This window comes from Catenulispora subtropica (assembly GCF_039531675.1).
In the GTDB taxonomy this organism is placed as follows: Bacteria; Actinomycetota; Actinomycetes; order Streptomycetales; family Catenulisporaceae; genus Catenulispora; species Catenulispora subtropica.
The window spans coordinates 44,325-64,178 of sequence record NZ_BAAAQM010000046.1 but is presented as its reverse complement, the minus strand read 5'-3'; the positions used below and the strand labels follow the sequence as shown (position 1 = coordinate 64,178).

Here is a 19,854-nt window from a genome sequence, read left to right as displayed (position 1 = left end):
CCGCGGTGACAGTCTAGTCGGTAGGACTGCGCACCTTAAGGACACGATCCCAGATGACATCGGCGAGCCGCCCCTTCGGACCGTCCGGAACCGCCTCCTCGGAGCCGTCCGCGCCGATCACGACGGCCGCGCTGTGGTCCGCGCCGAAGGTGAGGTCGGTCCCGACCTCGTTGACGACCAGCAGGTCGACGCCGTACTTGGCAAGTTTGGCGCGGCCGTGTTCGAGCCACGTCCCGTGCGTGTCACCCGTCTCGGCGGCGAACCCCACCACCGTCTGCCCCTCCCGCATCCGGGAGTGACCGAGCTCACGCAGCACGTGCGGGTTCTGCACCAGGCGGATCTCCGGGGCCGAGGCGTCGTCGCTCTTCTTAATCTTCGCCTCGGCGGGTTCGGCGGGCCGGAAATCCGCCACGGCGGCGGCCATCACGACCACGTCGGCCTCGCGCGCGGCGGCGCGCACGGCGTCCCGGAGTTCGGCCGTTGTCGACACCCTGACGACGTCGACCCCGGCCGGATCGGGCAGCGCGGTGTTGGCGGCGACCAGGGTCACCCGGGCACCGCGGGCCGCCGCGGTGGAGGCCAGCGCGTAGCCCTGCTTGCCCGAGGAACGGTTGCCGATGAAGCGGACCGGGTCGATGGGCTCGCGGGTGCCGCCGGCCGAGACCACGACGCGCAGCCCGGCCAGATCCGGCTCGGCGCTGCCGCGTCCCAGCAGCGAACGGCAGTACTCGAAGATCGCCGAGGGGTCCGGGAGCCGGCCCTTGCCGGTGTCGGCGCCGGTGAGCCGCCCGACGGCCGGCTCGATGACGTACAGGCCGCGGCGGCGCAGGGTGGCGACGTTCTCCCGGGTGGCCGCGTTCTCCCACATCTCGGTGTGCATCGCGGGCGCGAACACCACCGGGCAGGTCGCGGTGAGCAGCGTGTTGGTGAGCAGGTCGTCGGCCAGGCCGTGCGCGGCCCTGGCCAGCAGGTCGGCCGTGGCCGGGGCGACGACGACCAGGTCGGCGTGCCGGCCGATGCGCACGTGCGGCACCTCGTGCACGTCCTCCCACACCTCGGTGGCGGCCGGCCGCCCGGACAGCGCGGCCCAGGTCGGCTCCCCGACGAAGCGCAGCGCCGAGGCGGTGGGCACGACGGTGACGGCGTGCCCGGACTCCGTGAACAGCCGCAGCAGCTCGCAGGCCTTGTACGCGGCGATGCCGCCTCCCACGCCGAGAACGACGCGGGGAGACGGCATCGAGGAAGATTCAGTCACGGTATGACCCTAATGCGGTCACGGCGTGACAGCCGACCTGGGGTCGGCCGGTTCCGTGCGAGCTACTGCACGACCGAACCGGGGGCGCCGGCCTCGATCGGCTCGGCGGTGAGCAGACCGGCGTTGATCTCGCGCAGCGCGATCGACAGCGGCTTCTCGTGGACGTGCGTGTCCACGAGCGGGCCGACGTACTCCAGCAGACCCTCGGAGAGCTGCGAGTAGTAGGCGTTGATCTGCCGGGCGCGCTTGGCCGCGTAGATCACCAGGCTGTACTTGGAGCCGGCGGCGTCCAGCAGCTCGTCGATCGGCGGGTTGATGATGCCTTCGGGCTCAGTGGCGGACACGCGTGAGGACTCCTCTAGATCAAGATCAGTTACCGGAACCGAAGAATCCGGACGTACAAGGATAACAGCTCGGGAGGCGCCTCAAGCGCGCGATGCGGGCTCCGTCACCAGCCGCACCAGCTCGGCCGCCGCCTCCTCGACCGTGGTGTTCACGATCGTCACGTCGAACTCCGACTCCGCGGCCAGCTCGGTCCGGCCGGTGGCCAGGCGCTTGGCGATGACGTCCTCGGGCTCGGTGCCGCGCCCGCGCAGCCGCTGCTCCAGCACCTCCCACGACGGCGGGGCCAGGAAGACCAGGCGCGCCTCGGGCATGGTGGTGCGGATCTGGCGGGCGCCCTGCAGCTCGATCTCCAGCAGCACCGGCTGGCCGGAGTCCAGGCGTTCCTCGACCGGCTGGCGGGGGGTGCCGTACAGGTTGCCGGCGTACTCGGCGTGCTCCAGGAACTCGCCCTTGGCGATCAGGTCCTCGAACATGGGGCGGTCGTAGAAGAAGTAGTGCACGCCGTCGATCTCGCCGGGGCGGGGCGTGCGGGTGGTGGCCGAGACCGACAGCCACACCTCGGGGTGCGCCTCGCGCACCTGGGCGGCCAGTGTCGTCTTGCCGACACCGGAGGGCCCGGAGAGCACTGTGAGCAGTGCGGGGGAAAGGGTGTCGGAACCGTGGCCGTCCGTCCCGGCGCGATCGTTCATAAGAGAAGATCGTACCGGTCCGACCGACCGCGATTCCGACGGATCTTTCACGCGTCGCCTAGCCCGACGCCATGGCGTGGCGCCCGGGCGTGGCAGGCGTCACGCGCCGAATTCACGCTCCAGCGAAGCGATCTGGTTGGCGCCCAGGCCGCGGATCCGGCGCGTCTCGGAGATGTCGAGACGCTCCATGATCTGCTTGGCCCGGACCTTGCCGATGCCGGGCATCGACTCCAGCAACGCCGAGACCTTCATCTTGCCGACGATCTCGTTCTTCTGGCCTTCGCGCACGACGTCGGAGAGCGTCACGCCACCCGCCTTGAGGCGGGCCTTCAAGGCGGCGCGCTCACGCCGGGCTTCGGCAGCTTTCTGGAGAGCGGCCGCACGCTGTTCTGGAGTGAGGGGCGGAAGAGCCACGCCTGTTCACCTCTGGACTTCGAGTACTGTCGGTGGACTTGTCCCGGATCGCCCGAGGCCCTATGGCATACCTCGAACATCCCCGGAACATGCGGGACCACACCTGGCGGACGGATCCCACGGGTGCAACTGGTGGAACGAATCCGCAGCGTACACCCGTAGTCGGGGGCAAGGAGAGGGGATCGCCGCTTCTCGTCGCGGTACCGGGTGTGCATACTCTGCGATAGGGGTGCCAAACGGACACGATTCGATGCGGATCGGCGGCCTGGCAGCACATCGTCATGCCCCTGATATCGCGTCAGATCGCTTTGCCCGAACCGCCTTTTGCGCGCGCCGCGGTATCGGGCACGGGGGTGCGGAGCCCATGACGGGTCCGCCGCCCGCGTAACGACCCGACAACGGAGGAACGTGTTTCGCGACGGTTCGGCGCCGAGGGCTCAGACCGCTCCCCGGAAGGTGTCACAGGCGTTGAAATCCCCCGTCTGGTACCCGGTGAGGAACCACTTCTGCCGCTGCGCCGCCGACCCGTGGGTCCACGTCTCCGGGGTCACCCGTCCCTGGAACTCCTTCTGGATCCGGTCGTCGCCCACGGCCGCGGCCGCGTCCAGGCCGTCGGCGACGTCCTGCTTCGTGAGGTCTTTGATCAGCACCCTGCCGGAGGCGTCCTTCGTCGTGGTCGCGTAGTGCGCCCACAGCCCCGCGTAACAGTCCGCCTGCAGCTCCACCCGCACCGCGCCGCTGTTCGCGCCCTGCTGCGAGCCCTGGCTGTTGCGGATCGAGCCGGTGAGGTTCTGGATGTGGTGGCCGTACTCGTGGGCGATGACATACGCCTGCGCGAAGGGGCCGCCCCGGGCTCCGAACTTGGTGCGCAGCTCCTGCCAGAAGCCCAGGTCCAGGTACGCGGTCCGGTCGGCCGGGCAGTAGAACGGGCCGACCGCCGAGGTGGCGTCGCCGCAGCCGGTGCGGGTGGCGCCGCTGTAGAGGACGGTCTGCGCCTGCGGATACTTCCGGCCGTTGCGGGCGAAGAAGCCCGACCAGTAGTTCTGCACGGAGTTCACCACGGCCACCACCCGGCAGTCGTCGGCGGCGTTGGCGTCGGCCCCGGTCCGGCACTTGCTCGCCAGCGTGCCGGTGTCCACCGCGCTTGCGGGGCCGCTCCCGGTGGCCGACACCGCGTTCGAGGGCGTGGTGCCGGCGTTGGAGCCGCCGTCGGTGAGCGCCAGCGGGACGCCGATCAGGCCCGCGACGACCGCCACGATCAGGCCGAGCAGACCGCCTCTGCCGCCGGGGAGTCCGAAGCCGCCGCCGAAGCCGCCGCCCGCGGGACCGGAACCGCGCTCGTCACTGACCTGGCTGGAGTCCAGCTGGGCGTCGTCGTCGAACTGCATGGCGTCGGGGGCTCCTCACTCGTCAGCCGGCGCCCTCGCGGCGCCTGGACCACGGGCGTACCCGCATTTTCCCGGACCAAGCGCCCCGGCCGGCCACGACACGCGGGTGCGGCGGTAATGCCCGCCGGGCGCCGGGACTCTGGAAATCCGTACCCTGACCCACTAGCCTGCGCGCGTTCCGCGAGTGTCAGGGGTCACACGGAAGGGACGCGCCATGGCGCAACGGCACAGCCACCGCTCCACCTCCCCGCGCCACGGCGCCCGCGTGTCCGTGCCGATCGCCGTCACGGTCGTGGTGGTCCTCGGCGCGGCCGGCGGCGGCGCGAGCTGGTACGCGCTCAACCACCGGTCGGCCCCGGCCGCCGCGTCCGGCCCGGCCGCGTGCGCCGCCGGGCCCACGGTGCTGTCCGTGGCCGCCGCCCCGGACCTGGCCGGTGTGCTGACGCCGCTGCTGGCGCCGGATCCGGTGCCGTGCGTGCGGGTGGTGCTGACCCAGACCGACTCGGCGGACATGGCGCACTTCCTGGCCGGAACCGCCACCGCCTCGAACCTGACGGCCAAGCCCGACGTCTGGATCCCGGACTCCTCGCTGTGGCTGGACGTGGCGCGCACCACCGACCGGGGCAGGGCGGCGGTGCCGCAGAACGGCAGCTCGGTCGCCGACTCCCCCACCGTGGTGGCGGCGCCCAAGCCGGTCGCCGACCTGCTCGGCGGGCCGGGCGGTCAAGGTGCCCAGGGCGCCCAGGGCGGAGCGGACGGCCAGGGCGCCCAGGGCGCGTTCAGCTGGGAGCAGCTGGTGAAGCTCGCGCTGTCCCAGGCGCAGGCACAGGGCTCGGCCGGCACCGCCGCCCAGGGCGGGCCGCTGGTCGCGATCGCCGACCCGGCGCACGACGGTTCCGGGCTGGCCGCGCTGATCGTGCTGGACCACATGCTCGGGCAGGCGGTGAACGACCCGCAGCTGAAGGTCGGGATCACCGGGTTCGTCAAGGGCATGGCGGACAACGTGACGCCGTCGCTTCCGGAGCTGCTGGCCAAGCTGCCGCAGACCGGCGCCACCGGGACGACCGGTGCGGGCGTCGTCGCGTTCCCGGCCTCGGAGCAGAAGGTCTGGCAGTACAACAGCGCCAAGCCGAAGGTGCCGCTGGCCGCGCTGTACCCGTCGGACGGGTCGGCCTCGCTGGACTACCCGCTGGCCGTGCTCAACGGCGCCGACGACGCCCACGCCGTGGCCGCCGACAGGCTGCGGACCTACCTGCTGGCCACGGCGCAGGACACGTTGCACCGGCACGGCTTCCGCTCGCCGGACGGCACCGCGACGCAGGTGCTGGCCGCCGATCCGGAGCTGCGCGGGAACCTGCTCGAGCCGTCGGCGCGGGCCGACGGCGGCGCGGCCGTCCACGCGCTGGCGCTGTGGGACACGCTGAACAAGCAGCTGCGGATGCTGGCGGTGGTGGACGTGTCCGGCTCGATGGCGCAGACCGTGCCCGGAACCGGCGGCCAGACCCGGCTGCAGATGACCGCGGCGGCGTGCGAGAAGGCGATGGCGCTGTTCGGCACCCGTGCCGCGATGGGGCTGTGGACGTTCACCACGGCGCGCGGCACCCCCGGCAGCACCGAGATCGACACCCTGCTGCCGATCGCGGAGCTGGGCTCGGCCGACGCCGGCGGCGGGACGCACGGGCAGCACATGGTGGCGGCGTACGGGGCCCTGACGGACAAGCCGGGCTCGCGCAACGGCCTCTACGACGCGCTGCTGGCGGCGTACCAGGAGGTGCTGAAGGGCTGGGACCCGGCGCGGGTGAACACGGTGGTGGTGTTCACCGACGGCAAGGACGACAGCCTGAACAGCATGAGCTCCGACCAGCTCATCGCCAAGCTGAAGGCGGCCGGCGACCCGGCGAAGCCGGTGCGGGTCTTCGTGGTCGCCCTCGGCACCGACGTGGACCTCACCCTGCTGAACAAGATCACCGCGGTCACCGGCGGGGCGGCGGTCCACTTCGGCGACATGGGGCAGATGACCGCGGCCGTCCTGGGGAGCACGACCACGCAATAGGGGCAGATCAGGCCACTGTGAGCGGTTCGCGAGGCGTTGACGACGGCTTCGTGGGAATCCGACGTGGACGAACCCTGCGAACCGGATGACAGATCCGCGCCGGAGCCGAGAACATGCCTGCATGGCGTATCACTGCGGGGCTCCGACTCGCGACGGGAGCGCGTGCGAACGGCACGTGCGCGAGCAGGGCATGCGCTGCCATCAGCACCGCGATCTGGGCGGCGCGGCCTTGCCGGCGCCGCGCCTGGCGATGCGCACGCTCACGCTGGAGGACCCGGCCCTGCCGGCCGGTCCGGCGGGCTGGATGTCGGCGCGCGACGAGATCGCGGCGGCCCATGCCGAGAAGTGGGGCGAGGACGTGGACAAGGGCGATCAGGACCCTCCGGAGCCCGACGACCCGGACGAGCCGTTCTGGGTGCCCGAACCGCCGCATTCGCGCCCGTCGCGGATCCTGTTCGGCGAGGAGGACGAGGAGCGTCCCGGGGTGCCGGAGCGCGACGCGAAGCTCAACGAGCTGAGCCGCCGCCCGGAACCGGCCGACGACGGGCTGCCCCGCCGGCAGCACCCCCGGCCCGAGCGCGGGGACGCGCCCAACGAGCCCGCGCGCCCGGATCGGCGCGAGGCCCGGATCATCGAGGACTACCTGCGCAAGCACGACCAGGATGAGCCTCCGTATCCCCACTTCTGGGACGCGGAGGACGACGACGAGCCCGAGCCCGTGCGCCCGCGCCCTCGGCCGCTGTTCCGCGACGAGGTGGAGCCGGAGCCGGAGCGGGGATCGAAGCCGGAGCCGGAATCGGCGGCCGAGCAGGCTTGGCTCGGCGTCCGTCCCTTGTTCCGTGACGAGGCGCCGACGGTGATCCAGCCGCGGGTCGAGTCCGGGTCCGCCGAGGACGCGTCGCAGCCCGAACCTGAGCCCGGACCCGAGCCCGGACCCGAGCCCGAGCCGCTGCCCCGGCGCCCGCGCCCGCCCCGCATCGCACCGATGCGCAGCGTCGTGTTGAGCGCCCGGCAGCCCCAGCCCGGCCCGGTGCCGGGATCCGCGCCCGGCGCCACGCCTGAAGACGCGGTCCCCGACACCGGTCTCGACTCCGCCACCGGCTCCGAATCCGTCGCCCGCCCCGGACCCGGATACGGCTTGGAGAACGCTGACACCGCTCCCGCCCCCGCTCCCGTCCTCACCCCCGCTCCCGCCCCGGCCGCCGACCCGCCGACCCTCGTCGGCCTCCCCGACGACCTCTCCGTCCCCGACTTCGTCGTGCCCGGCTTCAGCCGGCCCGCGCCGAAGCCGCCACTGCGCACCGTGCTGTCGACGGTGCTCGGCCCGGACTTGTGGCAGCGCTGCTACGCCGAGTGGAGTCCGGCGCACTGCATCTCGCTGGCCCGGCTGGCGCGCTCCGTCGACGGCCTCGCGCCCTCCGCGGCGGCGGCGCTGCGCTCCACCGCCGGCGCCTCGATGCGCTGGCTCGGCGTGAACCGGGAGCGCGAGGACCTCGCCGACCAGGTGGCGGCGGCGATCTCGCATCCGGTGGGCGCCTCGGACGCCAACCGCGCCCGCACGGTCCGCCTCTACGGCGCGGCGATCTGCGTGGCGCTGAACATCCCCGTGCGCCGCTGCGCGTGCCACCGCGACCTGGACCGCGACGTCTCCAGCGAGCTGATCCGCCTGGGGCTGGAGGAACTGGCCGGCGAAGTCCCGTAAGGCAATCTGACGCCCCATCAGATTTCGGCTACCATGCCGCCATGCGAGGAATCCTGGGGTGGGGCGTCCACCTGCCGTACCGGAGGCTGGACCTGTCCGCCGTCGCGGCGGTGGCCGGAGGCGGCGGAGGCAAGGGGACGCGCAGCGTGGCGTCCTACGACGAGGACACGACGACGATGGGCGTGGCGGCCGCGCGCGCCGCGTTGGGCACGAGGGGCCCGAACGCCGCGGACGTCAGAACCCTGTGGTTCTCCACGACCGCCCCGGCCTATCAGGACCGCACCAACGCCACCGCAGTGCACGCCGCGCTCCGGCTGCCCCGCACCGCCGCCGCGTACGACGCGGCCGGCGCGGTCCGCTCCGCGGTCGGCTGCCTCGACGCGGCCCTGACCGGCACGGGCACGCACCTCGTCGTCGCCTCCGACCTGCGCACCGGCCGCCCCGGCGGCGCCGACGAGGCCGCCGGCGGCGACGGGGCGGCGGCGCTGCTCATCGGCGAGGGCACCGGCGAAGCGCCGGTCCTGGCCGGACTCCTCGGCCACACCAGCGCCACCGAGGAGTTCCTCGACCGCTGGCGCACCCCGGGCGACCAGAGCTCGAAGACGTGGGAGGACCGCTTCGGCGAGACCCGCTACACCACCCTCGCCACCGAGGCGTGGAACGCGCTGCTCGCCGCCACCGGCCACACCGCCGACGCGGTCGACCTGCTTCTCATCGCCGGCACCCACGAGCGCGCCGCCACGTCGGCGCTGAAGAAGACCGGCGTCCCCGCCGATCGCCTCCACGACCCGTTCCGCACCACGGTGGGCAACGCCGGCGCGGCTCAGCCGGGCCTCCTGCTGGCGTCGGCGCTCGAGAACGCCCGGCCCGGCCAGACCCTCGCGCTGCTGGTCCTGGCCGACGGTGCCGACGCGTTCCTCTGGCGCACCACGGACGCGCTGGCCGCTCACCGGGCGGTGCGGGAACGCCCGACCGTCGCCGGCCAGATCGCCCAGGGCGGCCTCGTCTCCTACGGCCGCTACCTGGCCTGGCGCGGCTTCCTCCCGGTCGAGCCGCCACGGCGTCCCGAACCGGCCCGCACCTCGGCCTCGGCGGCGGCGCGGGCCGTCGACTGGAAGTTCGCGCTCGTCGGGTCCGAACGCGCCGACGGCAGCGTGCACCTCCCGCCCTCGGCCTTCGACGACGCCCCGCATCCCGCCGCGTCGGCCGAGGGCACGATCGTCACCTTCACGGTGGACCGGCTCGCCTACTCCCCCAGCCCGCCGGTGGTGTTCGCGGTCGTCGACTTCGACGGCGGCGGCCGCCTGCCGATCGAGCTCACCGACGTGGACCCCGCCGAGGTCGCGATCGGCCTGCGCGTCCAGGCCACCTTCCGCCGGCTGAGCAGCGCCGACGGTGTGCACAACTACTTCTGGAAGGCCCGTCCGATCCGAGGGGGGAACAACTGATGGCCTCGCACGGCATCAAGGACCGCGTCGCCATCGTCGGCATGGGCTGCACCCGCTTCGCCGAGCACTGGGACAGCGGCGCCGACGAGCTCCTGCTCTCCGCGACCGGCGAGGCGTTCGCCGGGGCCGGTCTGGCCAAGGAGCGGATCGACGCGTACTGGCTCGGCACCGCGCAGTCCGGCATGAGCGGCATCACCCTGGCCCGCCCGCTGGAACTGGCCGGCAAGCCGGTGACCCGGGTCGAGAACTACTGCGCGACCGGATCGGAGGCGCTGCGCCAGGCCGCCTACGCTGTCGCGTCCGGCGCCTACGACGTCGCGATGGCCGTCGGCGTCGAGAAGGTGAAGGACTCCGGCCACCAGGGCCTGAACGCCTTCCCGATCCCCGGCGACGGCACCGCCCGCACCGTCACCGCCGCCGCGATGTTCTCGATGGTGGTCCCCGCCTACGGAGCCAAATACGGGGTCTCGCCGGAGGACATGCGCACGGTCCTGGCCCGCATCGCCGCCAAGAACCACGCCAACGGCGCCCGCAACCCCAAGGCCCAGTTCCGCAGGGAGTGGTCGGTGGAGCAGCTGGTCGCGATGCCGAGGGTGGCCGGCGAGCTGTCGGTGTTCGACTGTGCGGGCGTCGCGGACGGGGCCGCGGCGGCGATCGTCGTGCGCGCCGAGGACGCCCACCGCTACACCGACAAGCCGCTGTACATCAAAGCCCTGTCGCTCGTCGCGGGCAACGGCCTGCCCCTCGGCGACCCCGGGTACGACTACACCACGTTCCCCGAGATCGTCGCCGCCGCCGAGGACGCCTACCGCCAGGCCGGCGTCACGGACCCGCGCCGCGAGCTGGCGATGGCCGAGGTGCACGACTGTTTCACCCCGACCGAGCTGGTGCTGATGGAGGACCTGGGCTTCTGCGAACGCGGCAAGGCCTGGCAGGACGTCCTGTCCGGCGCCTTCGACCGGGACGGCGACCTGCCCGTGAACCCCGACGGCGGCCTGAAGTCCTTCGGCCACCCGGTCGGGGCCTCCGGGCTGCGCATGATCTACGAGGCGTGGCTCCAACTGCGCGGCGAGGCGCCGGACGACCGCCGCATCGGCACCTACGGCGAGCGGGAACTGGCGCTGACCCACAACCTCGGCGGCTACCCCGGGGAAATGGTGGGGTTCGTGTCGATCCTCGGCACCCGCCCCGGCGAAACCGCCTGAGCTGCGCGCCCGGAAGCCGGCGGAGGCTGGACAGATCCCGATCACACCGATTATCGTCACCTCGACGATAATCGGTGTGATCGGGGGCTTTCCGTGAACCACTTCCTGCAACAGCTGGTGGCGCCGCTGGACACGGTGCTGTTCACGTTCGGAAGCGACGAGGTCAGCTGGGCCGAACTGCTCGGTTTCGTCACCGGAGCGCTGGGCGTGTGGCTGACGGTCCGGGCCCGGATCTGGAACTTCCCGGTGGGCCTGGCCAACAACGTGTTCTTCTTCGTGCTGTTCTGGACCGCCAAGCTCTACGCCGACGCGGTCCTGCAGATCGTCTACTTCGCCCTCGGCGCCCACGGCTGGTGGCAGTGGCTGCACGGCGGCGCGCGCCGGAGCCGCCGGACGGCGGCCCACGCCGGCCGTGGCATGCTGATCGGCGTGCTGATCTTCATCGTGCCGGCCACCTGGGCGCTGACGGTGGTGCTGCGGCACGCCGACGACATCGCCCCGTTCTGGGACGCGCTCACCACCGCCCTGTCGCTGGGCGCGCAGTGGCTGCTGAACCTGAAACTGTTCGAGAACTGGTACTTCTGGATGGCCGCCGACGTGGTCTACATCCCGCTGTACTTCGTGAAGTCGCTGTACCTGACGGGGATCGTGTACGTGGTCTTCCTCGGACTGTGCGTCCTGGGCATCCGGGCCTGGCGACGGCAGGAGACGTCACCACCGCGCACCGCGGTGGCCGAGGCGGCCCCGGCGGGTGCGCTGTGAGCGGCCTGTTCGAGCACGGACTGGTGATCGGCAAGTTCTACCCGCCGCACGCCGGCCACCACTTCCTGATCCGCTCCGCGGCCGGTTCCTGCCGGCGGGTGACAGTCGTGGCGATGGCCGCCGACGTCGAGTCCATCCCGCTGTCCGCGCGCGTGGCGTGGCTGCGCGAGGCGTACGCGGACCAGCCGCACGTGTGCGTCACCGGCGTCGTCGACAACCTCCCGGTCGACTACGGGGACGCCGACGTGTGGGATGGGCATGTGGCCCTCATGCGCGAAGGCATCGCCGCGGGTCAGAACTTCGATGTGGCCGTCGACGCGGTGTTCGGCTCCGAGAGCTACGGGCGGGAGCTGGCCCGCCGTTTCCACGCCGCCGACGTCCGCCTGGACGGCGCCCGCGGCATGTTCCCGGTATCCGGCACCGCCGTCCGCCGCGACCCGCCGGCGCACTGGCTGGACCTGGACGCGGGCGTCCGAGCCTGGTTCGCCAAGCGGGTGGTCGTGGTCGGCGCCGAGTCGACCGGCACGACGACCCTGTCCCGGGGCCTCGCCACCGCCCTCCGGGCCCGCGGCGGCCTGCACTCCGTGACCGGCTGGGTCGGCGAGTACGGCCGCGAACTCACCGCCGCCAAACTGGCCGCCGCCCGAGCCCGCGCCACCCACGCCGGCGACCCGGAACCCACCGTGTTCGACCTGGAGTGGACGGACGAGGACTTCGTCGACGTGGCCGTCCGCCAAACCGCCGACGAGGACCGCTGGGCCCGCCTCGGCGGCCCGATCCTGGTCTGCGACACCGACGCGCTCGCCACCACCGTCTGGCAGGAACGCTACATGGGCCGCACCACCGAGGACGTGGCCCAACTCGCCGCCGAACTCCCGCCACGCGCCCTCTACGTCCTCACCGGCGACGCCGACGTCCCCTTCGACGACGACGGCCTGCGCGACGGCGAGCACCTGCGCGGCTGGATGACAGAGCGCTTCCGCGAGGTGCTCACGGCCGGCGACGTGCCGTGGATCGAGGTGAGCGGGGACCGCGACAAGCGGCTGCGGACGGCGCTGGAGGCGGTCGACGGAATGCTGGCGGACGGCTGGAGGTTGGCGGATCCGCTGGGGTGAAGGCCCACCCGGCTGCGTTCCGCCGCGGCAGGCGCATCGGCCCCGCCGGGCGGGGAGGCCGGCGAGCGCGCCGGCCCACCCGCCTGTGCTCTACTGCGGCTCGCACACCGCCGGCTGCTGCGCCAAGGAGGACCGGTAGTAGTCGATCTTCGCCCGGATCTTGCCCCGCTGCTCCAGCAAGCGGGCCAGCTCGGCCCCGACCGCGGCGTCGTGCTCCTCCAGCAGGGCCAACCGGTCGGCGACGGTGTCGTCGCCCTCGCGGGCCAGGGCGGCGAAGCTCTGCATCTGCGCGATCGGCATGCCGGTGCCGCGCAGGCAGCGGAGCATGTCGAGCCAGCCGAGGTCGTCATCGCTGTAGCGGCGGTGACCCCCGGCGGCCCTGCGGACCGGCTCGATCAGCCCGATGCGCTCGTAGTAGCGCAGGGTGTCCAGGCTGAATCCGGACATCTCGACCGTCTGGGCCGGGGAATAGGTCTCGGTCATCCGGCCATCGTAGAAGCTCGACCTGGAGCACGCTCAAGGATTTTCCTCAGCTCCGTGGCGGCACCGGATGCCGGGGGAGCCACGTCGGCCAGCGCCCGATGAGGGGGGCGGCCTCGTCGGGCCCGCCGGCCGCCGGCTCACGTTCCGCGCCGCCGTCCACACCCAGCAACGCCCGCAGCTCCGCCGTGACCGGCGAAGACGTCCCTTCGAACACCGTATAAGCCTCCTGCCACGCCGTGCGTGCCCCGCCGCCGTCGCCGAGCCTGTCCCGCACCCGCCCGACCAGCACCAGGGCCAGACCGAGCCCGGGACGGTCACCGAGCTCGGTCAGGATCTCCCCCGCCTCCTGCGCCGCCTCCAGCGCCTCGCCGTGGGAACCCTGATCGAACAGCGCCTCCGCCATCCGCAGGAACGACCACCCCAGGCGCCGGTGCTGCCCGATCGCGCGGTGGATGTCCGCCGCCTCCCGATGGCACTCGACGGCGCGCTCGGGCGCGCCGGCGGCCCGCAGCACCATGCCCGACGCGTGCAGGCTGTCGGCCAGGGCGCTGACATCGCCGTGCAGCCGCCGCAGCCCGAGCCCGCGCTCGGCCAGCTCCCGCGCCTCCTGCGGCCGGCCCACCCGGCACAGGCACTGCGCCAGGTTGAGCTGCGCTTCCGACAGCTCCTCCCACCCCGCGCCGACGGTCCGCAGCAGCTGCAACGCCTCGGCGGAGACCTCGACCGACTCCTCGTCCCGCCCGGCCCGCCAGTGGTTGCCGGACAGCACCGACAGCGCCTCCAGCAGGTACCCCGGCTCCGGCAGCCCGCGCGCCACCGCGACGGCCGCCGTGGCCTGCACCAGCGCCTCGTCCAAGTACCAGGCCTGCGACAGCGACTGGGCGAGCTGCGAGCGGGCGATCACCTCGGCGCGGCGGTTCCCGTCCCGGTCCGCCTCGTCGATCACCACCGCCGCCAGCCGCGCCAGGTCCTGGTCGCCCTGCCCGGACTGGCACAGGATGCCCATCCAATACAGCAGGTCACCGCAGGCGTCGACGACGCCGGCCCGCGCCGCCCCGGCCCCGTCCCGCCGGCTCGCCAGCGCCTGCGCCGCCGCCGCGCACACGGCCTCGCGCTCGCGTTCGCCCCACGCCATGCACCCGGCCGGATCCGCGGGCACCGCCTTCGACGCCGGAGCCGCTATCAGCCCCACGAGACTGGCGCCGCACCGGTTGACCACCTTCGCCGCCCCGGCCGCGACGCCGAGATAGTGTTCGATCAAGCGGTCCAGTGCGGCGCGCGCGGCAGCGGGCCCGTCGACGTCGGCGCCCAGGCGCCGGGCGAACATCCTCAGCAGCGCGTGCAGCCGATAGCGGCCCGGGCTCGGCGACTCGACCAGGCACAGGTCGACCAGTTCCTCGGCGAGTTCCTCGGTCACCTCCTCGTCCCGGTCCAGCAGCGCGGCGGCCGCCTCGACGCCGATGTCCGGACCATCGGGCACGGCCAGCAGCCGGAACGCGCGCGCCTGCTCCGGCGCCAGCTGCTCGTACCCGAGCCGGAACGTGGCCTCCACCGCGAGGTCCCCGGCCCGCAGCTCGTCCAGCCGCCGGGTCTCGTCCCGCAGCCGCCCGGCCAGCGTCTCGGCGGTCCAGCGGGGCCGCGCGGCCAGCCGCGACGCCAGGATGCGCACCGCCAGCGGCAGATGCCCGCACTCGGCGACCACGCGCCGCACCGCCTCGTCCGCGCCCGCGACCCGCTCCGGCCCCGCGACCGCGCGGAACAGCGCGAGCGCCTCGTCGGGATCGAACGCGCCGAGCTCCAGCAGCCGCGCCCCCGGCACCCCGGTGAGCCGCGACCGGCTGGTCGCCAGCACCGCGCACCCGGACGCGCCGGGCAGCAGCGGCCGGATCTGCCCGGCGTCGCGGACGTCGTCGAGCACGACCAGCACCCGTCTCCCGGCCAGCGCGGTCCGGAACATCGCCGCCCGCTCGGCGAGGGTGTCCGGCACCGCCCCGGGGTCGGTTCCCAGAGCCCTGAGGAAGCCGCCGAGCACGCCGCCGGGCTCGGCCGCGTCGCGGTCGGTGCCGCGCAGGCTCGCGAACAGCTGGCCGTCGGGGAAGCCGGCGGCGGCCAGGTGGGCGGCGTGCACGGCGAGCGTGGACTTGCCCGTGCCGCCGATCCCGGACAGCACCACGACCCGCACCGCGTCGGACGGCTGCAGCAGGCCGACCAGCAGACGCGACCAGGCTTCGCGACCGGTGAAGTCGGCGACGTCGGCGGGGAGCTGCGCCGGGGAGACGGGGCTGGAGACGGAGCTGGAGACGGAGCCGGAGACGGAACCAGAAACGGAGCTGGGAACGGAGCCGACGACGGAGCTGGGGACGGGAGCGACGCCGGCCCCCGCGGTCCGGCTGAGGCCCAGGCCGGGCCCGGCCCCTTCCTCGGCGACGTCACGCGTGATCCCGAACGACCCGGAACCGTTTGCAGTGGGCACCATCACGCCGTCGGCGACGAGAGCCCCGCCGGCTTCCGGCACCTCCGGCTCGCGCGACGGATCCGGCTCCAGACCCGGGTCCCCGGCCAGCACCCGCTGACGCAGAGCCCGCAGATCAGGCCCCGGATCCACGCCGAGCTCCCCGGCCAGCGTCCGCCGCGTCTCCTCGTAGACGCCCAGCGCCTCCGCCTTGCGCCCGCAGCGGTACAGCGCCAGCATCTGCAGCTCGCGGAAGCGCTCGCGCAGCGGGAACTCGGCGGCCAGCGCCGCCAGCTCGGCGGTCACCGCGACGTGCCGGCCGAGCTCCAGGTCCAGGGCGATCCGGGTCTCCAGCGCGCCGAGCCGGCGTTCGGCCAGCTGCGCCCGCTGCGCCGCCGCGAACGGGCCCGACAGCCCGGCGAGCGGCTCGCCCTGCCACAGCCGCAGCGCCTCGTGCAGTCTGTGCGCCGCCGCGGCGACATCGCCGGCGGCCCGGAGCCGGGCCGCTTCGGACTGCCAGGCCTCGAAGCGGAGCGCGTCCACCGCCGACCGGTCGACGCGCAGCGCATAGCCGCCGGCCACCGAGATGATCGGGCCGGCCGGAGCGTTCACCGCGGCGGACCCGGCCGCCGCGGCCGGACCGCCCAGCGCGCGCCGCAGGCGGGAGGCGTAGGTGCGGATCGTGCTCAGCGCGCCCTTCGGCGCGTCCTCGCCCCACAGCGCGTCGATGAGCTCCTCGGCGGTGGCGGCGCGGCCGGGGCGCAGCACCAGCAGCGCCAGCAGCTCACGCTGCTGCGGCGAGCCCAGATCGAGTTCGCCGTCCGGGCCCCAGCCGCGCACGGGACCCAGGACGCTGAACCGCCACGTGCCGTCTGCCACCCGACCAAGATACGCGGCACCCCGGCGCGTCTTGATCTGACACACCGTCAGATGTACGGTGTGCCGCACTATGGACTTCGATTTCACGCCCGAGCAGCAGGCGTTCGCGGCCGACGTCGAGGCCTTCCTCGACGCCGAGCAGACGCCCGGAGACGCCAGCGTCTTCGACGTCACGCGCGAGAACATGGCGCAGATCGTCGACACCCCGGCGCGGCGCGCCTTCATGAGAAGGATCGGCGAGCGCGGCTGGCTCGGCATCACCTGGCCCAAGGAGTGGGGCGGGTCCGAGGGCGACGGCGTCTACGAGTACCTGCTGAACGAGGCCCTGGCCCGCCGCGGCGGCCCGCAGATCGGCAAGGGCGTCGGCATCATCGGCAAGACCATCCTGGCCCACGGCTCGCCCTTCCTCCGCGAGAAGTTCCTGCCCAAGATCCTCCGCAACGAGGTGGAGTTCGCCGTCGGCTACAGCGAACCGGACTCCGGCTCCGACGCGGCGTCCATGAAGCTCAAGGCCGAACGCACCACCCGCGACGGCGTCGAGGGCTGGATCCTCAACGGCCAGAAGACCTGGACCACCTCCGCGCACTTCGCCGAGTGGTACTGGGTCGGGGCCCGCACCGACCCGAACGCGCCCAAGCACTTCGGCATCACCCTGTTCCTGGTGCCGCTGGACCATCCCGGCATCACCGTGCAGGGCATCTGGACGATGGGCGACGAACGCACCAACTCGGTCTTCTTCGACAACGTCTTCGTCCCCGACGACCACCGCGTCGGCGAACTGAACAAGGGCTTCCAGTACATCTCCGAAGCGCTGGACCTCGAACGCTTCACGATGTTCACCTACTCCCCCATCGCCGCCCGCTTCCAGCTCCTGGTCGACTGGCTCCGCGCCGCCGAGGTGGACGACGAGCCGGTCCGCGCCGACCCGGTCGCCCGCCGCCGCGTCGCCCGCCTGGCCACCGAGGCCGAGGTGGCCCGGCTGCTGGGGCTGCGCGTGGTCGCGGCGTCCTGCAGACCGGGACCGCCCCCGACCACCGAGGCCAGCGAGTACAAGCTGTACGCGACCGAGCTGTCCCAGCGCGTCGCCGACGCCGCCATGGACCTCGCCGCCCCCGGCTCCCAGCTCCGCGTGGGGACCGAGGAGGCCCCGATGGCCGGCCGCGCCGAGTCGACGTACCGGTACACGGTGCTGGACACCATCGGCGGCGGCACGTCGGAGGTGCAGAAGAACATCATCGCGCGGCGGCGCCTGGGCCTGCCGAAGAACTTCTGATGGCGGGAGTCCACGACGCCGCCGACGAGGCGGTCGGCACGGCGAGTGCGATCGGCACGGCCGGCACCGCGAGCACGGCCAGCACGGCCAGCGCTCCCAGCCCGACCAGCGAGGCCAGCGAGGCCAGCCCGGCCGGCGAGATCGGCGAGATAGGCGAGATCGGCGAGGCGACCATCGCTGCGGGTTCGGCATCGGCAGGCGCCTCGGCGATCGCCGCGTCAAGCGAAACCGAGATCGCCGCCGGCGCGCTCCTGTCCGGCGTCAAAGTCCTGAACCTCGCCAGCGTCGGCCCCGCCGCGCGCGCCGGCCGCTGGCTGGCCGACTACGGCGCCGAGGTCGTGAACGTCGGCGCGGTGCCGGCTCGCGGCGCCGTCCAGATCACGCCGGTCTTCCACGCCTACAGCGGCCATCGCGGCATGCGCCGCATCCTGCTGGACCTCAAGGCCGAGCGCGGGCGCGAGACCTTTCTGCGCATGGCCGAGCGCGCGGACGTGGTGATCGAGTCGTTCCGGCCCGGCGTGACCGACCGGCTCGGGGTCGGGTACGCGGCGGTGCGGGCGCGCAACCCGAAGATCGTCTACTGTTCGACCACCGGCTTCGGCCAGGTGGGCCCCTACGCGCAATGGGCCGGCCACGACCTGGACTACCTCGCGGTCGGCGGCTACCTCGCCGTCGGCGAGCCCGGCGTCCACGGCAACCCGGCCCTGCCCGGCGCGACGCTGGCCGACAGCGCGGGCGGCGGCATGCACGCGGTCATCGCCATCCTCGCCGCGCTGGTCAAGGGCGAGGGCGCGTACCTGGACGTGTCGGTGGCCGACGGCGTCCTGTCGCTGATGTCGCTGGCCGTCGACGAGTACCTGGCCACCGGGTACGAGCCCGGCCATCAGCGCTCGATGACATCCGGCCGCTACGCCTGCTACGCCACCTACCCGGCGGCCGACGGCCGGTGGCTCGCCGTGGCGGCGATCGAACCGAAGTTCTGGGCGAACTTCTGCCGCTTGCTCGGCCTGGAGAAGTGGGCCGCGCACCAGACCGATGACGCCGTCCAGGACCAGATCCGCGCGGACATCACCGTGGCGCTCTCGGCCAGGGACCGCGACGCCTGGGTGGGGCTCCTGTCCGGGTCCGACACGTGTGTCGCACCCGTTCTCACCGTGCCCGAGCTGGCCGAGGACCCCCACTACGGGTCCAGGAACGCATTCGTGGAGGCGGTCCACCCCGAGCACGGCGCTCTGCGCCAGACCGCGCCTCTGCTGGCCGGCATGGTCCGTTCCGAACTCCCGTACCGGCTCCCGGACGGCACTCACAGCGCGGAGCTGCTGCTGGAGTCCGGGTTCACCGAGGCCGAGATCAAGGAACTCCTGGAGGAAGGCTCTGTGGCATGACCGACGACCTCCCGGCCGACGTCACGGCCCTGATCGACCAGACCCGCTATGAGGAGACCGCCGACTTCCCGGTCGAACGCGGCTACGTCTGGACCTCCTGCGCCTCCGTCGAGAACGGCAACCCGCTGTACTGGGACGAGACCGCGGCCGCCGAGATCACCGGCGGCCCGATCGCGCCGCCGTCGATGCTGTCGACGTGGTTCCGCCCCCACCACTGGTCCCCGGGACAGGACACACCGAAGCTGCCGTTGCAGATCCACTTCGACCTCAAGGCGCAGCTGAACCTTCCGGAGGCGATCATCTCGGAGTTCACCACGGTGTTCCACGAGCCGGTGCGCCCCGGCAACGTCCTCACCACCTGCCAGCGCCTGCGGTCGATCAGCCCGGTGAAGACCACGAAGCTGGGCCGCGGACGCTTCTGGACCATCGACGTCGAATACCGGAACGCCCGCGGCGACCTGTGCGGTGTGGAGTCGTACACCGGTTTCGGCTACCGGCGTGAGGAGCAGGCCGCATGAAGCCGCAGCTGACCCTGGACCAGATCGCCGTCGGGGACCTCCTGCCGGTTTTGCGATACCCGGTGTCTGCGACGACGGTCGTTCTCGGCGCTCTGGCCACGCGGGACTGGCGTCCCATGCACCACGATCACCACTTCGCCGTCTCCAGGAACGGTGTGAAGGACATCTTCCTGAACACCCCGAACCAGGCCGCGTGGTTCGAGCGCTATCTCACCGACTGGACCGGCCCGCACGGCCGGCCGGGCCGCATGCGCTTCCGGATGAAGGACTCGGTGTTCCCCGGCGACCTGATGCGGATCGCCGGCACCGTGTCCGGCGTGGCGGTCGACGACGCCGGCTGCGGCTGGGCCTCCGTCGAGCTCGACCTGACCGTCGACGGCGCGTCCAAGACCGGGTGCTCGGCACGGATCGCCGTCCCGGTCTCCCCCGACGACAACCCGTGGGCCCGGCGCGGCGAGCGCTGGCGCCCCTAGCGAGACAGGGAAGCC

17 protein-coding genes are annotated in these 19,854 nt (G+C 73.0%); 10 read left to right on the top strand and 7 right to left on the bottom strand.

Annotated features, from left to right (window positions below):
• Positions 1-13: 13 nt before the first annotated feature.
• The 5 genes from coaBC to ypfJ form a co-directional block, all read right to left on the bottom strand.
• The gene (gene coaBC / locus ABD466_RS31845) at positions 14-1,237 is read right to left on the bottom strand and encodes a bifunctional phosphopantothenoylcysteine decarboxylase/phosphopantothenate--cysteine ligase CoaBC (protein ID WP_344660940.1); all 1,224 of its coding nucleotides are present in this window, start codon (positions 1,235-1,237) and stop codon (positions 14-16) included.
• A gap of 80 nt (positions 1,238-1,317) precedes the next feature.
• Entirely contained in the window at positions 1,318-1,599 is a 282-nt protein-coding gene (gene rpoZ / locus ABD466_RS31840; RefSeq protein ID WP_344660916.1) for a DNA-directed RNA polymerase subunit omega, read from the bottom strand.
• A gap of 81 nt (positions 1,600-1,680) precedes the next feature.
• The gene (gene gmk / locus ABD466_RS31835; RefSeq protein ID WP_344660915.1) at positions 1,681-2,289 is read right to left on the bottom strand and encodes a guanylate kinase; all 609 of its coding nucleotides are present in this window, start codon (positions 2,287-2,289) and stop codon (positions 1,681-1,683) included.
• Positions 2,290-2,388: 99 nt separating this feature from the next.
• A complete protein-coding gene (gene mihF, locus ABD466_RS31830; protein ID WP_344660914.1) occupies positions 2,389-2,703 on the bottom strand; it encodes an integration host factor, actinobacterial type in 315 nt (104 codons plus the stop codon).
• A gap of 437 nt (positions 2,704-3,140) precedes the next feature.
• On the bottom strand, positions 3,141-4,091 hold the full coding sequence (gene ypfJ / locus ABD466_RS31825; RefSeq protein ID WP_344660913.1) for a KPN_02809 family neutral zinc metallopeptidase: 951 nt from the start codon (positions 4,089-4,091) through the stop codon (positions 3,141-3,143).
• A gap of 214 nt (positions 4,092-4,305) precedes the next feature.
• Between ypfJ and ABD466_RS31820 the strand changes: the two genes are divergently transcribed.
• The 6 genes from ABD466_RS31820 to ABD466_RS31795 all read left to right on the top strand — a co-directional run bounded on the left by ABD466_RS31820 (position 4,306) and on the right by ABD466_RS31795 (position 12,376).
• Entirely contained in the window at positions 4,306-6,144 is a 1,839-nt protein-coding gene (locus tag ABD466_RS31820) for a substrate-binding domain-containing protein (protein WP_344660912.1), read from the top strand.
• A gap of 121 nt (positions 6,145-6,265) precedes the next feature.
• Positions 6,266-7,846, top strand: a complete 1,581-nt coding sequence (locus ABD466_RS31815; RefSeq protein WP_344660911.1) for a hypothetical protein — start codon at positions 6,266-6,268, stop codon at positions 7,844-7,846.
• Between the two features lie 41 nt (positions 7,847-7,887).
• Positions 7,888-9,294 carry an OB-fold domain-containing protein gene (locus ABD466_RS31810; RefSeq protein ID WP_344660910.1) on the top strand — a complete coding sequence of 469 codons (1,407 nt, stop codon included), beginning with the start codon at positions 7,888-7,890 and terminating at the stop codon, positions 9,292-9,294.
• Complete coding sequence (locus ABD466_RS31805; RefSeq protein ID WP_344660909.1) at positions 9,294-10,499, top strand: acetyl-CoA acetyltransferase; 1,206 nt, start codon at positions 9,294-9,296, stop codon at positions 10,497-10,499. The genes ABD466_RS31810 and ABD466_RS31805 overlap by 1 nt, the downstream gene beginning before the upstream one ends.
• Positions 10,500-10,592: 93 nt before the next feature.
• The gene (gene pnuC, locus ABD466_RS31800) at positions 10,593-11,261 is read left to right on the top strand and encodes a nicotinamide riboside transporter PnuC (RefSeq protein WP_344660908.1); all 669 of its coding nucleotides are present in this window, start codon (positions 10,593-10,595) and stop codon (positions 11,259-11,261) included.
• The gene (locus ABD466_RS31795) at positions 11,258-12,376 is read left to right on the top strand and encodes an AAA family ATPase (protein WP_344660907.1); all 1,119 of its coding nucleotides are present in this window, start codon (positions 11,258-11,260) and stop codon (positions 12,374-12,376) included. The genes pnuC and ABD466_RS31795 overlap by 4 nt, the downstream gene beginning before the upstream one ends.
• Before the next feature lie 90 nt (positions 12,377-12,466).
• Here ABD466_RS31795 and ABD466_RS31790 read toward each other — a convergent pair whose 3' ends face one another.
• Together ABD466_RS31790 and ABD466_RS31785 are read right to left on the bottom strand one after the other, a co-directional pair.
• Positions 12,467-12,859, bottom strand: coding sequence for a MerR family transcriptional regulator (locus tag ABD466_RS31790; RefSeq protein ID WP_344660906.1), 393 nt, complete (start codon positions 12,857-12,859; stop codon positions 12,467-12,469).
• Between the two features lie 46 nt (positions 12,860-12,905).
• A complete protein-coding gene (locus tag ABD466_RS31785) occupies positions 12,906-16,190 on the bottom strand; it encodes an AfsR/SARP family transcriptional regulator (RefSeq protein WP_344660905.1) in 3,285 nt (1,094 codons plus the stop codon).
• A gap of 70 nt (positions 16,191-16,260) precedes the next feature.
• On the opposite strand from ABD466_RS31785, the gene ABD466_RS31780 reads away from it, so the two are divergent.
• From ABD466_RS31780 to ABD466_RS31765, 4 genes are read left to right on the top strand one after another with little or no spacing between them, the layout of a single operon-like run.
• Entirely contained in the window at positions 16,261-17,463 is a 1,203-nt protein-coding gene (locus ABD466_RS31780; protein ID WP_344660904.1) for an acyl-CoA dehydrogenase family protein, read from the top strand.
• Positions 17,463-18,848, top strand: coding sequence for a CaiB/BaiF CoA transferase family protein (locus tag ABD466_RS31775; protein ID WP_344660903.1), 1,386 nt, complete (start codon positions 17,463-17,465; stop codon positions 18,846-18,848). Before ABD466_RS31780 ends, ABD466_RS31775 begins: the two co-directional genes overlap by 1 nt.
• Positions 18,845-19,366 (top strand): FAS1-like dehydratase domain-containing protein, encoded by a 522-nt coding sequence (locus ABD466_RS31770; RefSeq protein WP_344660902.1) that lies wholly within the window; start codon positions 18,845-18,847, stop codon positions 19,364-19,366. Before ABD466_RS31775 ends, ABD466_RS31770 begins: the two co-directional genes overlap by 4 nt.
• Positions 19,363-19,839 (top strand): hotdog family protein, encoded by a 477-nt coding sequence (locus ABD466_RS31765; RefSeq protein WP_344660901.1) that lies wholly within the window; start codon positions 19,363-19,365, stop codon positions 19,837-19,839. The genes ABD466_RS31770 and ABD466_RS31765 overlap by 4 nt, the downstream gene beginning before the upstream one ends.
• Positions 19,840-19,854: the final 15 nt, after the last annotated feature.

What these genes read in the sequence shown, in the direction of transcription:
- ABD466_RS31810 (WP_344660910.1), top strand. Translation starts at nt 7,888, where the DNA reads ATGCGAGGAATCCTGGGGTGGGGCGTCCACCTGCCGTACCGGAGGCTG.
- ypfJ (WP_344660913.1), bottom strand. Translation starts at nt 4,091, where the DNA reads ATGCAGTTCGACGACGACGCCCAGCTGGACTCCAGCCAGGTCAGTGAC.
- ABD466_RS31770 (WP_344660902.1), top strand. Translation starts at nt 18,845, where the DNA reads ATGACCGACGACCTCCCGGCCGACGTCACGGCCCTGATCGACCAGACC.
- ABD466_RS31815 (WP_344660911.1), top strand. Translation starts at nt 6,266, where the DNA reads ATGGCGTATCACTGCGGGGCTCCGACTCGCGACGGGAGCGCGTGCGAA.
- ABD466_RS31790 (WP_344660906.1), bottom strand. Translation starts at nt 12,859, where the DNA reads ATGACCGAGACCTATTCCCCGGCCCAGACGGTCGAGATGTCCGGATTC.
- gmk (WP_344660915.1), bottom strand. Translation starts at nt 2,289, where the DNA reads ATGAACGATCGCGCCGGGACGGACGGCCACGGTTCCGACACCCTTTCC.
- ABD466_RS31765 (WP_344660901.1), top strand. Translation starts at nt 19,363, where the DNA reads ATGAAGCCGCAGCTGACCCTGGACCAGATCGCCGTCGGGGACCTCCTG.
- ABD466_RS31775 (WP_344660903.1), top strand. Translation starts at nt 17,463, where the DNA reads ATGGCGGGAGTCCACGACGCCGCCGACGAGGCGGTCGGCACGGCGAGT.
- ABD466_RS31820 (WP_344660912.1), top strand. Translation starts at nt 4,306, where the DNA reads ATGGCGCAACGGCACAGCCACCGCTCCACCTCCCCGCGCCACGGCGCC.
- coaBC (WP_344660940.1), bottom strand. Translation starts at nt 1,237, where the DNA reads ATGCCGTCTCCCCGCGTCGTTCTCGGCGTGGGAGGCGGCATCGCCGCG.
- ABD466_RS31780 (WP_344660904.1), top strand. Translation starts at nt 16,261, where the DNA reads ATGGACTTCGATTTCACGCCCGAGCAGCAGGCGTTCGCGGCCGACGTC.
- ABD466_RS31805 (WP_344660909.1), top strand. Translation starts at nt 9,294, where the DNA reads ATGGCCTCGCACGGCATCAAGGACCGCGTCGCCATCGTCGGCATGGGC.